General features: G+C 48.2%; 13 protein-coding genes. 8 read left to right on the plus strand and 5 right to left on the minus strand.

Going from position 1 to position 13,331, the window contains the following annotated elements; genetic code table 11:
• Window positions 1–53: 53 nt before the first annotated feature.
• On the minus strand, window positions 54–734 hold the full coding sequence (locus tag CMM32_08905) for a hypothetical protein (GenBank protein MBT07013.1): 681 nt from the start codon (window positions 732–734) through the stop codon (window positions 54–56).
• A gap of 258 nt (window positions 735–992) precedes the next feature.
• Between CMM32_08905 and CMM32_08910 the strand changes: the two genes are divergently transcribed.
• From CMM32_08910 to CMM32_08920, 3 genes are all read left to right on the plus strand, one after another.
• Complete coding sequence (locus CMM32_08910) at window positions 993–1,709, plus strand: hypothetical protein (GenBank protein MBT07014.1); 717 nt, start codon at window positions 993–995, stop codon at window positions 1,707–1,709.
• Window positions 1,710–1,893: 184 nt separating this feature from the next.
• Entirely contained in the window at window positions 1,894–3,792 is a 1,899-nt protein-coding gene (gene prpE / locus CMM32_08915; protein MBT07015.1) for a propionyl-CoA synthetase, read from the plus strand.
• Complete coding sequence (locus tag CMM32_08920) at window positions 3,789–4,202, plus strand: hypothetical protein (GenBank protein ID MBT07016.1); 414 nt, start codon at window positions 3,789–3,791, stop codon at window positions 4,200–4,202. Before prpE ends, CMM32_08920 begins: the two co-directional genes overlap by 4 nt.
• 55 nt (window positions 4,203–4,257) lie before the next feature.
• On the opposite strand, the gene CMM32_08925 is transcribed toward CMM32_08920, so the two are convergent.
• Complete coding sequence (locus CMM32_08925; protein MBT07017.1) at window positions 4,258–5,112, minus strand: DUF4743 domain-containing protein; 855 nt, start codon at window positions 5,110–5,112, stop codon at window positions 4,258–4,260.
• Window positions 5,113–5,146: 34 nt separating this feature from the next.
• On the opposite strand from CMM32_08925, the gene CMM32_08930 reads away from it, so the two are divergent.
• On the plus strand, window positions 5,147–6,160 hold the full coding sequence (locus CMM32_08930) for an alpha/beta hydrolase (GenBank protein MBT07018.1): 1,014 nt from the start codon (window positions 5,147–5,149) through the stop codon (window positions 6,158–6,160).
• On the opposite strand, the gene CMM32_08935 is transcribed toward CMM32_08930, so the two are convergent.
• Entirely contained in the window at window positions 6,157–7,347 is a 1,191-nt protein-coding gene (locus CMM32_08935) for a hypothetical protein (protein ID MBT07019.1), read from the minus strand. The two genes, CMM32_08930 and CMM32_08935, sit on opposite strands and share 4 nt — an antisense overlap.
• A 768-nt stretch (window positions 7,348–8,115) precedes the next feature.
• On the opposite strand from CMM32_08935, the gene CMM32_08940 reads away from it, so the two are divergent.
• From CMM32_08940 to CMM32_08955, 4 genes are all read left to right on the plus strand, one after another.
• Window positions 8,116–9,234, plus strand: coding sequence for a hypothetical protein (locus CMM32_08940; protein ID MBT07020.1), 1,119 nt, complete (start codon window positions 8,116–8,118; stop codon window positions 9,232–9,234).
• 111 nt (window positions 9,235–9,345) lie between these two features.
• A complete protein-coding gene (locus CMM32_08945) occupies window positions 9,346–9,861 on the plus strand; it encodes a peptide deformylase (protein MBT07021.1) in 516 nt (171 codons plus the stop codon).
• 36 nt (window positions 9,862–9,897) lie between these two features.
• Window positions 9,898–10,824 (plus strand): methionyl-tRNA formyltransferase, encoded by a 927-nt coding sequence (locus CMM32_08950; protein ID MBT07022.1) that lies wholly within the window; start codon window positions 9,898–9,900, stop codon window positions 10,822–10,824.
• Window positions 10,825–10,831: 7 nt separating this feature from the next.
• Window positions 10,832–11,614, plus strand: a complete 783-nt coding sequence (locus tag CMM32_08955; GenBank protein ID MBT07023.1) for a tRNA pseudouridine(38-40) synthase TruA — start codon at window positions 10,832–10,834, stop codon at window positions 11,612–11,614.
• On the opposite strand, the gene CMM32_08960 is transcribed toward CMM32_08955, so the two are convergent.
• Together CMM32_08960 and CMM32_08965 are read right to left on the minus strand one after the other, a co-directional pair.
• Window positions 11,611–12,156: a hypothetical protein gene (locus CMM32_08960; GenBank protein ID MBT07024.1), complete on the minus strand. Its 546-nt coding sequence runs from the start codon at window positions 12,154–12,156 to the stop codon at window positions 11,611–11,613. The genes CMM32_08955 and CMM32_08960 overlap by 4 nt on opposite strands.
• A gap of 8 nt (window positions 12,157–12,164) precedes the next feature.
• The gene (locus tag CMM32_08965) at window positions 12,165–13,292 is read right to left on the minus strand and encodes a succinyl-diaminopimelate desuccinylase (GenBank protein MBT07025.1); all 1,128 of its coding nucleotides are present in this window, start codon (window positions 13,290–13,292) and stop codon (window positions 12,165–12,167) included.
• Window positions 13,293–13,331 lie beyond the last annotated feature (39 nt).

Raw genomic sequence — 13,331 nt, forward strand, 5'->3', positions numbered from 1 at the left:
AACTTTTATTGAGCACCTCAAATAGCTACGCTTTTTCCGCCACCTGAGCGCGATTATTCTTTACCCCCATCTTCATTTAGAAAGTCATTCTCACCAGAATCAAAGCCATTCTCCATGGCAACCGGATAATATTCATTAAAGGTGCTCATTATTAAATCAAACGGGACGTCGACAAAAGACCCCCGTTCCCGAATATATTCCATATGGCGACGTCCCGAGGAATCATAGGGGTGAAACAAACTGTCCTCCCGTCCATTGAATTCTAGGGGAAATACTCCAAACCGCTCACACAAACTAATATTAAAAGCAGGGGTTGCCTTAACCCAGACCTCACCCAAGAACAGCTCTGTGTAGCCATGGAAAACGAACTCGTCTGTCCTCAACAACTCTAGTAACTTTGGGGTAGCCAGGTGATTTCTAACATCTCCATACCCTACTCGACTGGGAATCCCAACTGCCCTAGCACATGCCGCGAGGAGGGCCGCCTTTGTAATACAAAATCCAGTTTTTTGCTTCAGACAAAGGCTGGCCCGATAGTCTTTTGGCTGCCGCCCAATNCCGTANGGATCATAGCGAATAGAATCCCGGACAGCATAATATAGCCGCACCCCCCGCTCCAGATCCGACCCTGATCCTGCTTGTGTCTCGGCAAAGTCTTTGACCACCAAATTTTCTGAATCGATAAAATAAGTCGACTTTAGGCACGACACAAGGTGAGCCTTCCCCGTATTCATAACTTCTTCTTCCATTAGCTCTATTTCAACATTTCCCTCACAAAAACCATCTTTAAGTAGGGCTACTATACTGTCCGAATGAAAACTAGCCTACTCTATGAAGTCTAACAACTTTCCTTTGCAGCAGCTGACCAAACCATGATACAAAGGCGGGCGTTGGNGTGAAGATACGCAAAAGCGCTTGAACCAGACNTCGAAATAACCATATAAACATATGCGAAACTATTAACCAAAGGGTTAGCAGACAGGAAACTATCTATGGCTGAACAACGTTTTACCACATTTTCACAGGGCCGAGCCTCTGGCCAGGACCAGATAGACGAGGGCCTCCGGTCCTTTATGCTGAAAGTCTATAACTATATGGGCCTGGGGCTCGCCTTAACGGGAGCGGTTGCCTTCTTCGTTTCGACCTCGCCGGCTCTTATGCAGGCAATTTTCGGGACGCCCCTGCAATGGCTTGTAATGTTATCACCATTTGCATTTATCCTTGTGCTTAGTTTTGGAATAAACCGCTTGCGGCCGGCGACGGCACAGCTCTTATTCTGGGCTTTTGCTGGGGTTATGGGTTTGTCGTTATCATCTATTTTCATTGTCTACACTGGGACCAGCGTGGCCCGTGTGTTCTTCATAACTGCATCCGTTTTCGGGGCTATGAGCCTTTACGGGTACACGACTAAGAAATCCCTAGCTAGCTGGGGCTCCTTCCTCTTTATGGGCTTGATTGGCATATTGATAGCAATGATAGTAAACATATTTCTTGCTTCAAGTGCCCTACACTTCATAATTTCAGTAGCTGGAGTGTTGATTTTCACTGGGTTAACTGCGTACGACACTCAGCAAATTAAACATCAGTACTATGAAGGAGATACTGCAGTAATAGCGGAGAAGAAGGCTATCATGGGAGCGCTCCGGCTCTACCTCGATTTCATAAATCTTTTCATAATGCTAATGCATCTATTGGGCCAAAATAGGTAAGCCCGAAAAATCACATGAGTTATCAAAACCGCTCGGCCCGCTNCCGAGCGGTTTTTTTTACCCCTTGGTTCTCCCGGATAAACTCATCTGAGAGATATAACCAGTCAGTGTAACGGAATCAAAAAGAGTCTAAACTTAGATCTANAAAACGGTTGGACCTCAACCTGATGAAGAGCAGATCAATATGAGTCGATACGACGAGACCTACCTGAGTTCTCTAAAAAACCCTGAAGAATTTTGGGCCGAAGCAGCTGAGGACATCTTCTGGCACAGAAAATGGGATACAGTGCTAGATAGAAGCAATCCTCCTTTTTATCGGTGGTTTACAGGTGGGCAAGTGAACACATGTTACAACGCTCTCGACCGGCACGTGGATGAGCATGGNGCTGGCAAAAATGTAGCCCTTATTTATGAAAGCCCCGTAACCGGAATTTCATCAAAATACACCTATAACCAACTCCGCAATGAGGTATCTAATTTTGCGGGTGGACTAAGCAACATGGGCATAAAAAAGGGAGACCGCGTACTCATCTATATGCCAATGATCCCCGAAGCCGTGATAGCAATGCTCGCATGCTGCCGTATTGGCGCTATTCATTCTGTCGTCTTTGGGGGCTTTGCCGCGCCCGAATTNGCAACACGGATCGATGATGCGGAACCCGTCGCTGTCATTGCGGGAAGTTGCGGGATCGAGCCTGGGCGGGTAGTTCCGTACAAACCTTTGTTAGACGAAGCCATTGGTATTTCACAANACAAACCAGCTCACTGCATTATCTTTCAAAGAGATGCGAGTCCAGCATCTATGGTCGCTGGCCGAGACTGTGACTGGATGGATGTAATGTCTAAAGGATATCCACAAGAATGCGTGCCGCTCTCCTCGACGGATCCACTCTATATTCTCTACACTTCAGGAACCACCGGAATACCTAAGGGGATAGTTCGCGATAACGCCGGCCACATGGTGGCTCTAAAATGGAGCATGACTAATACCTATGACACCCATGCAGGGGAAGTTTATTGGGCAGCATCCGATATCGGCTGGGTGGTGGGCCATTCCTACATTGTTTATGCGCCACTTTTGCAAGGGTGCACAACTATTATATATGAAGGGAAGCCCGTTGGCACTCCAGATGCTGGCGCTTTTTGGCGCGTCATTAGTGACCACAAAGTGAAAACAATGTTTACAGCACCCACCGCCTTAAGGGCAATTAAACGCGAAGACCCAAACGCCAAATTACTAAGAAAGTACGATCTTGGTCANTTCAAGTCACTGTTTCTTGCNGGGGAACGTGCGGATCCCGATACAATGGAGTGGGCCCATCAACACTTAAACGTTCCCATAGTTGACCACTGGTGGCAAACAGAAACCGGATGGTCAATAACTGGCAACTTTTTAGGACTAGGCGCACTTCCAATACGATTTGGCTCTTCAACCAAACCCGCCCCGGGATTTGAATTAGAAGCGCTAGATGAAAACACCTCGCCACTACCTCCAGGCAAAATTGGAGCACTTTCGATAAAACTGCCAATGCCCCCAGGGTGTTTGCCAACATTATGGAACAATGACGAAGGCTACATTAACTCCTACCTTAAAGAGTTCCCAGGATACTACCAAACGGGCGATGCCGGTTATATCGATGAGGATGGATATATATGGGTGATGACACGCACAGATGACATCATAAATGTAGCCGGCCACCGTTTATCGACTGGCGGTATAGAAGAGGTTCTGGCATCCCACACCGCTGTAGCGGAGTGCGCCGTTATGGGAGTGGCCGACCCTCTTAAAGGACAAATCCCTATCGGTCTCCTAGTTCTTAAGGCGGGAGTTAACAAACCAGGTGACGAAATAACGGCTGAAGCAGTGCAAATGGTGCGGGATTCGATTGGACCTGTTGCATCCTTCAAAACTGCGGTAATCGTAAAACGTCTCCCCAAAACGAGATCTGGAAAAATTCTACGCGGCACAATGCGAAAGATAGCGGATGGCCAGCCCTATGAGATACCAGCTACAATCGATGAGCCCGCCTCCCTAAATGAAATCGCCCAAGATCTCAGTTCGGCAGGCTATCCGGCAAAGTGAACGGGCCAGTAAATCTCCGCGCCTATGGCCTGCTTGTTCGCGACAGCAGGATCCTGATTTCTGAAGAGAAGGTCGCAGGAAAAGACATTCTTAAATTTCCTGGAGGTGGGGTTGAAACAAATGAGACGCCAGAACAGGCCTTACGAAGGGAATTCATGGAGGAATGTTCCCTCTCCATAGAGGTATTGCGATTACTCCACGCCCCGGGGACGCTATACAGTCCCTGGACCCATACCCACTACACGCCCATGTACTACCAAGTTGACGGAATAGGCAAGCCAACAGCACCAACACACGAAGGCCTAAAACTTTCTTTCCTTATTCCTATATCTGCGACCTCTAGCGGTCGAATGGCCGATCCCGAAATAGAGGCAATTCGACGGCTCTTTGGAGATGATCCAACTGCCTGAACGCAACACAATAAGGTAGTGCCCGGCAGCCCTTTATAACGATATGGGTCTCACCTTACTGATAGTCCATTCTATACAATTGGCAGCGTATCTCATCAAAATCTTGGTGTGCTTTAGTCAAAATCCCGTGGCGTATGAAAAAATCAATCAGCACCAAATTACAATTAAACTTAAANTCGTCGCCAGCAGCTACCACATCCATGACCTCCTCCACCGGCCACAATTGGAAGTCCTCCACCTCGCCATCGGTATTGGTTGGCTGGAAATCCAATGGTAACTCTAGCTCGTACGCAAAAATTAAATCGTCGCGTAGGCCATATTGGAGCTCATGACGATAACTAATCGTCCCCACGGGCCTTGCATGCGCAACATAGGCCGGCNCTATATTAGCCTCCTCAGCGCACTCCTTGATCAAGTTCTCCTGCAGACTAATCCCTGCTGGCTGGCCTCCAGCAACTGTATTATCCCATTTCCCAGGATAAACAACTCTATCTGATGCACGCCTTGGCACCCATACAAAAATGTTTCCTGATTTTCGGACATACCCAGTAAGGTGAATCCCATATGCTCGCACTCCAAACGCAGAAACATAGGCCCGGTTCAACTGAAAAAAACTTTGGCCAAATCTGTACCCCACAGAATAAAACTCATCTAATGGTNGCTTTGTCATTTTCTGTTCGTACAGCGCTTGGCCAATTTTATCCATGGCATTACCACGTAGAGCGCTTGTACTAAGGTGGGAGCCTATTACAAACTCGGAGTCTCTATAACCAAGGTACTCTGAAAAATTTGAAAAATTTTGTTGCAAGCTGTCCTTTATCCATCCGATTCTCTTGCCGGCTACCTTTAACTCCCTAAAGCGAGAAAGATCATGTTTGTTGCAAAGTTTTATATGATCCAGAAAAGTCATAAACTTCCACTAATATAATTACTTGTGATCCGAAATGCGGCCCAATATTGCACTAATGGCAAAAAAACAATCAAGGCCTATACTATTTTTCATCCTAGCGCCGTTATCGTTGGCCATAGGATTAGCGGCTTGCACGACAGACAAAATAAATACGGGTCTTGAAGTAGGCCAGATGCGCATGTCTAAGACCGAGTTAGTGACCAGCGATGGAATAAATTTACCCCTAAAAAAATGGAGCCCACAAGGCGCCCCGGAGGCTATCATACTCGCTCTCCACGGGTTCAATGACTATAGTAACGCCTTCTCCAAACCCGCTCAACACTGGACTNNGGAGGGCTTCCTAGTCTACGCCTATGACCAACGAGGTTTTGGAGCCACGTCGGGTGCAGGCATGTGGCCAGAAACCCGTATCCTTATGCAAGACCTCCTGGCGGCAGTTGCTCTACTCAGGGAAGTGCACCCAAATATCCCTCTATATCTTTTGGGGGAAAGTATGGGTGGTGCGCTTCTCATCGCAGCCTCCGATCGTCTTCCCGTCGAAGTTATATCGGGGCTTATTCTCGTAGCGCCGGCGGTTTGGGCCAGGGAAACTATGTCCCCAATGTATGTAGCTACCCTTTGGCTTGGCAACCGCATAATACCATGGCTTCGCCTATCAGGTAAGGGACTTAAAATACAGGCATCGGACAACCGTCAAATGTTGCTGGAACTTGGGAAAGATCCGCTAGTAATCAAGAAGACTCGAATAGATGCAATGTATGGCTTGGTTAACCTAATGGACTCCGCCTTAAGAAATACACCAAACCTCAGAGGACCCACCTTACTACTCTACGGAGCCCATGACGAAATCATTCCGAAACACGCTACAGCAAAAATGTTAACCGCAATGAATAATCGCCCACGGGTTTTGGTATACCCCAAAGGATACCATATGCTACTCAGGGATCTGCAGGCTGAAATGGTCTTGAGAGATATTACAGAATGGATTCGCCGTCCAAATAATGAGCCGCCTTCAGGACAAGGAAATACCTGGAAAACTTTCTTCTAGCCCGTTTTATTTTTGGATGCTCGTTTGTTGTCTCTGCCAACCCGAACTAGCTGCCACGCGACCCAGACTGCAAAGAGCAAAATTATAGCACCCGATAAATACGGAGCATGCCGTCCCCATATGCCAAAGATTGCTCCCGCAAATGTAGGGCCCATTATACGAGCCAAGCTAGCGCCTGATTGCGCAACNCCAAGAGCAGCGCCCTGACCCGATACAGAAGCACGTCGGGAAATGAGGCTATTCAGGGCCGGATTGCAAAAACCGAATCCGCCCGCCAGCAAAGCCGTCGCCAATAATAGTAGGCTGAGATTAGAGGAAAGAGGCATCAGCACAAAACCCATTATCAGTGCCCAAATACCTACAAAAATTACCCTTTCCTCCCCCCAAGCCCTAGTTGCAGGCCCAATTAACCCACCTTGAACAATCGCGGCCACCACGCCAACGTAGGCAAACAAATAGCCTACCTCCCTTGGGCCCCAATAAAATTGGCGCTCCGCCCAAAGTGCTATGGTAGCCTCCAAGCCTGCAAATACGAACATCACTAATAGGAAAAGAAGTATAAGAGGTTTCATATCAGGTTGTTTTATAGCCCCCACTATAGGTGCGAACCAACGCCCCTCTCTCTTTCCTACTCCCTTATTCTTCTCTGGCTCCTTTAATAGAGCCAAGGTCAATACTGCAGCTACCGCTGAAAGGCCAGCTGCAAAAAGCGGCGCCATATAAAAGTTCACCTCGCCGGAACCTGATCCTGACAAAACCCCCCCGATTACCGGTCCAAAAATAAACCCTAATCCAAAGGCTGCCCCAAAAAGTCCCATTCCACGTGCACGATTTTCAGGCTCAGTTACATCAGCAATGTAGGCTTGGGCGGCTGCAATATTGCCTGCGAAGAAGCCTGCCAACATGCGTGCCACAAAAAGCATGAGAAGGCTGCTTGCATACGCCATAAGCAAATAGGCCGCACAAGTCCCCACTAAGCTTAACAATATTACTTGGCGCCGTCCTAAACGGTCACTTACGGACCCAAGGAATGGTGCAGATATAAACTGCATCGTGGAGTAACTCGCCATTAACAAGGTAACAATCCCTGGGGCCGCGCCGAAGTGTTCCGCGTAAAACGGCAATATAGGTATAATTAGACCGAAACCTAATAGGTCTATAAAAACTATTAATATCAGGGCCGGCATAACAACATATATTTAGAAATGTACGCGACAGTTTCTCGGGGTTAAGGCTATCTCTTCCCTCTTTTAGCCCAAATGGGGCCACCTTGGCACTGATTTTTTTAGCAGGCACCTAAAAATGCAAGACACAAGCAGCCGTCCCGAGTAGCGGCATACCTTCAACTACTAGCGCGGAAAGAGATCATGCATCTAAAATCTCTGCACGTGTCAGCCGATGGGCCGGATCTTTTCTTCGTAGAAAATCCGCTGGGCAACCAATATCTCTCTCAACCCACATATCCTCGCTTTAGTTCAAAATTAACCAGACAAGGCGCTTCTCCATGGACTAACAGGCCCTCCAAAGGAGGATGGTGCCGCCTGTGTGATTTGAACACACGACCCCCGCATTCATACCAACTACAATTTTCATTGCCATCACTCACGTGATGTTTGTGGTCTGGACTTTCTCTTCACCATAGCTCCAATGGCCGTAGGTGGGTCGTATAAAGTCTCTACACTCATCCCAACCGAGACTAGCACGGGATTGCCAACAGCCAGACTGTTTAGGTTTCCCCGTTTTAGCGACCTTTTCACCTCGAGGTTTCCCCAGAGGGACGCATAGACAGAAACCAATCTATACGAATGCGATGCTCTACCAACTGAGCTAAGGCGGCATATAGCCAACATAAAGCTTTCGACCACACTTAGGCAACCTCCCTGAATAATTAGACTGGGCTCTCCATTTGATGACCTATACGTAGTATGCTGAAATCTATCCCACACTAATTGGAGATGAAACGATATGAGGGAGGCAAACAGAGGGGGATGGGGCGCAAGTCTGTGCTAAAAGCCTTTTCTATATCATGTCAGTTGCTGCTCCTAGTTATTGGGATCAGCGCCTGCGCATCTTTTGGATCCTGGAACAAACCAAGTTCCATTCAAGCCCTTCGCCAGTTAGTAAAGGAAGGCGATGTAGGAGCGCGAACAGCCCTCGGCCAACGATACGAAATGGGACAAGGAGTTTCCCAGGATCTAAAGCAAGCTAAAAACTGGTATGTGAAAGCCTCCGACGGGGGCGATCCACTAGCAATGTTTTTGCTGGGTCAGCTCCTAGAGTTCGGCATCTCTGGTAGTCCTGACTACGACCAAGCTGCTCTATACTATACCGCAGCGGCGGAACTAGGACATGCCGAAGCACAAGCTCGGCTGGCGCGCTTTTACGAAGAAGGATGGGGCGTACCACAAAGCTTTGAAATGGCCAACAAATGGTACTCTTTAGCGACCCTGCAATGGAATTACGATAAACGTGTACCCTTAGGTTCAAGCTATGCGACAGGGCGAAACATTGTTAAGCACAGCACATATACAATTCAAAGGTTTCAGAGAGCCGCCCAAAGTGGCGTTGCAGAGGCACAATTTGACTTAGCCCACGCCTATGAAATGGGTAATGGCGTTCCTGTTGACAGCATTAAAGCAAAAAAATGGTATCTTTTAGCTGCGGGCCAGGGCCACGAGAGGGCCATGGATGCCCTGAAGAAATTTAACGAGGGCACGAACATCCAAACTCAGCCTACACCGGAAACCAGCCAACAGCAAAAGAGGAGTGATCCCGAAGAACAAGACCTCACGCTGTCTGGGCGGATAATAAGGGAAAAACCCGGGTTTCTGGCCCTGCTATCTTCCTATCGCTCCCTCGAGCTCGCATCAAAAGATACCGCAGAGCTTGCAGAGAGCCTGGCCAGCCTGCTTACAGGACTATCCATTAAAGCCAATCAGTTGGACTTACCAGTTATAGGACGGCTGTATAGGGTTGAGGCAGGACCTTTTGCAACACTCAGTTCTGCCAAAAACTTTTGTGCCCAGGCCCTCCAAAGGAGGGCCTATTGCAGAGTCCTAAATACAAGGGAATAACAGAAAACTTAGCCCTAAAGGCGTCACAACAACTGTTGACCTACTTAATTTAGAGTCTTAACACTTTATACACGAACTTCGATCGTCCAATGACAGGATTTCAAGCTAATAATGTCGCTACTTCCCATTATACTAGCGCCGGACCAACGTCTGAAACGCCCAGCCCTGCCAGTCGACTCTGTCAATAGCGAGGTTCGTACTTTGATGGATAACATGCTGGAAACAATGTACGAAGCACCTGGGATAGGCCTTGCAGCTCCTCAAGTAGGGGTTTCTGCACGTGTGCTGGTTATAGATCTAAATATGAATGACGGAGGCGTGCCAGGAGAACCTTTGCTCGTGGCTAATCCGAAACTAACCTGGACCTCCAAAGAGATGAACACCACTGAAGAAGGGTGCTTATCTCTCCCCACACAATACTCAGAGGTCCAAAGGCCTGCAAAAATTCGCGTTATCTTTACTGATAAAGACAACGACAGGAAGGAGATCGAAGCTGACGGTCTCCTCGCCGCCTGTCTCCAACACGAAATGGACCACTTAGATGGAATTCTTTTCGTCGATCATCTTTCACGCCTGAAAAGAAATATGATCCTCAAAAAGCTAGCCAAGAATAGACGTCACAATTAGTAAAATGTGCGGGAGCTCGCTCGTGGTAGGGTCACTATGAAACCACTCCGAATAATTTTTATGGGAACACCACATTTTGCCTGCCGCGCCCTTGATGAAATCATAAAAGCCGGGCACGAGCCGATTTGTATTTATACCCAACCACCTCGGCCAAGCGGCCGCGGTCAAAAATTAGTTGAGAGCCCCGTCAAAAAATTTGCGTTAAACCACCATCTTATTGTCGAGACACCAACCAGCTTTAGGGAAGCCCGTGTTATCCAGCACTTTTTAGCTAAAGCGGCAGACGTCGTTATCGTTGCAGCCTATGGATTAATTCTTCCGCAAGAAATTGTGCGTAATCGTAACGCACCATGCATTAATATACATGCCTCCCTACTGCCTCGTTGGAGGGGAGCCGCACCCATCCAGAGGGCAATCATGGAAGGAGACAAAACAACGGGCATCACCCTTATGCGGATGGAGACAGGGTTGGACACGGGACCAATAATTGCAAAAGAAGAACTGATGATCGGTGCCGATGACGCCGGCGCTCTCCATGATCGTCTAGCCACCCTGGGAGCTAATATGATTGTAGACTCATTGCAACACCTAGCCGAGGGCCCACTTCCCGAACATCCTCAGGCAACAAACGGGATAACGTATGCCCACCGCCTGAACTCTTCAGACGAACCTCTGGATTGGATGAAGCCAGCCGCTCAGCTATCGCTGCAAATCCGCGCGTTAAGTCCTAAACCAGGGGCGTCTTTTATCAGGGCTGGCGAAAAGTGGAAGATACTGGCAGCAGACATAGATGATTCCTGCACAGATGGAGCTCCCGGCGAAGTCTTAGATAATTGTCTCACAATTTCTTGTGGACAAGGAAAGCTTCACCCCAGAATAGTGCAAAGGCCAGGCAAAAAGCCCCTGCCCACCAGTGAGGTGCTCAGAGGTACTCCGATCCCCATTGGGACAATTCTTTCGTAGGCGACAGATGACCAGATACAAACTTTTAGTTGAGTATGATGGCCACGGTTTGGTTGGATGGCAGCGTCAAGCTAATGGACCTTCGGTACAAGAATTAATCGAGCAGGCCGCTGAAAAATTTTGTGGCAACACGACAGCGTGCACTGGTGCCGGCCGAACGGATGCGGGCGTCCATGCACTTGGTCAGGTTGCCCACTTAGATTTTGCAATGCCCTTCTCAGCTGGCACCGTCCGGGACGCCTTGAACGCCTATCTAAGACCCGCAAAAGTTACTGTTTTGGAGGCCGAACTCGTATCTGAAGAATTTCACTCACGGTTCTCTGCTACCAAGCGGGAGTACTTGTATATTATAGTAAATCGCCGTGCCCCGCTTACACTGGAACAAGGGAGAGCATGGCTTGTTCCCAAGCACCTAGATGTCAAATTAATGAGAGCTGCTGGCGAGCACCTGCTTGGGAAACACGACTTTACCAGCTTTCGGGCGGCAGAATGCCAAGCGAAGTCCCCAGTAAAAACCATGGATAAGATCGAAATCTCCCGCCATGGCGAAACAATCCAAATCACCGTAGAAGCTCGCTCTTTTCTTCACAGACAGGTTAGAAACATCGTAGGGACCCTAATGTTGGTTGGTACAGGGAAATTACAGTCTGATGAAGTGAAGATAATTCTTGAGAAAAAAGACCGTACAGAGGCCGGGCCCTGCGCACCTGCAGAGGGTTTATATCTAAAAGCCATTTCGTACAAACATCCAGCTGGAAAGCTAGTCACCCCGCCTCCCAAACCCACCTAAGCATCGAGGATTAAAGTATCCAGCACCATTCCTGAAAGAACTCCGATGAACACTACAAGTACTGCCTTCCCTACCGTTAAATCGAGCACTAGCCTGGCAATAAAAAAATCATAACAGACCAACAACAGTAGCAAACAGATAGAAATTAAATTACTTAGCTCAGAGCCGGATGCCTGCCCTACCGTACTAACCACGCCGACCAAAAGCCACTGGGCCACTCCGAACCAATTATTCGTGATAATATAAGCAACATAACTCTCCATCCGATCTAAAATTTTGACTAAGACCAACGCTACTAGCGGATAGACCAGCCATCCACTTCCATAACGAAAAATAGATTGCCGCACTTCAAAAGATACTACGCCCTCCCCTGCCCAAGTGTGGACATACACGACACCTAGAAATAAGGGTAGAGCAATAACAGCCGCGCCAAATGACCGCCAGAACCCCGCTACTGTGTAATTGAAGTAATTACAGCCCGCCGCGGCAAACCTCATCAAAAGAAATGCCCCGTAAAGTGCGCTAACAATTTCCCTAGCCATCACTCAACCTAGCATCCCGGACAAAAATAATTATGCAGGATCGCAGTATACACATCCGATAAACGCTCCAACTCCCCAATGGAAACACATTCGTCTGTCCGGTGCATGGTCTGACTAATAAGTCCGAATTCAACTACGGGGCAGACATCCTTTATAAAACGTGCATCTGAAGTGCCTCCCGAGGTTGATAATGCAGGTTTACTCCCGGTAACTTCGTTGATCGCATCTACAACCAGCTCTGCATAATCATCTGCCGCAGTGACAAATGCCTCTCCTGAGACATCAACGCTGAGTTTGTGACTACCTGCATACTTTTGACACACCTCTCTCAGCCAAGACGCTAATTGCTTGCTAGTATGATTGTCGTTAAATCTGATATTTAGACGAATAGTCGCCTCCCCTGGGATAACATTAGTGGCCATGTTTCCGACATCGACACTTGTTATCTCCAAATTACTTGGTTCAAACCTGGGCGTCCCTTCGTCAAACTTATATCCGGTTATCTTATCCAAAAGATTCCCCATGCGTGATAACGGATTAAGAGCTTTGTCGGGGTACGCCACATGTCCCTGTTTACCGATCAACTGGATGACAGCGTTCAGGCTGCCGCGCCGTCCTATCTTCACCATGTCCCCTACTTTCTCTGGGTTAGTTGGCTCCCCAACCAAACAGTGGTCCAAAATCTCCCCTCTCTCTTTCAGCCACTCCAACACTTTGCGGGTGCCATTTATCCCAGTTCCCTCTTCATCGCCAGTTATTAGAAAACTAATAGAGCCAGGATTTTTTCTTCCTTCCGACTCCAGCAATCGAAGATATCGTTCGACGGCAACTACAAATGCGCCTATGGCACCCTTCATATCGACGGCACCACGGCCATGTAAAAAGCCATTCTGCACGACAGCATCAAAAGGGGGGTGCTGCCAATCCTTGGGGTCCCCCACGGGAACAACATCAGTATGGCCGGCATAGCAAAAATTTGGCGATTCGGTGCCTAAACGGGCATAAAGATTGGTCACTTCTGCAGATCCGTCACCTGAAAAACGGAGCACGGTGCACGAGAATCCTAATTTCTTAAGATAACCTTCCAGCACGCCCAAAGCACCTGCATCAAGGGGGGTGATGCTTGGGCATCGCATTAAAGCGCTGGTAATTTTCACCAAATCCACTGTTTCAAT

Source organism: Rhodospirillaceae bacterium, assembly GCA_002728255.1.
Taxonomy (GTDB): domain Bacteria; phylum Pseudomonadota; class Alphaproteobacteria; order UBA7887; family UBA7887.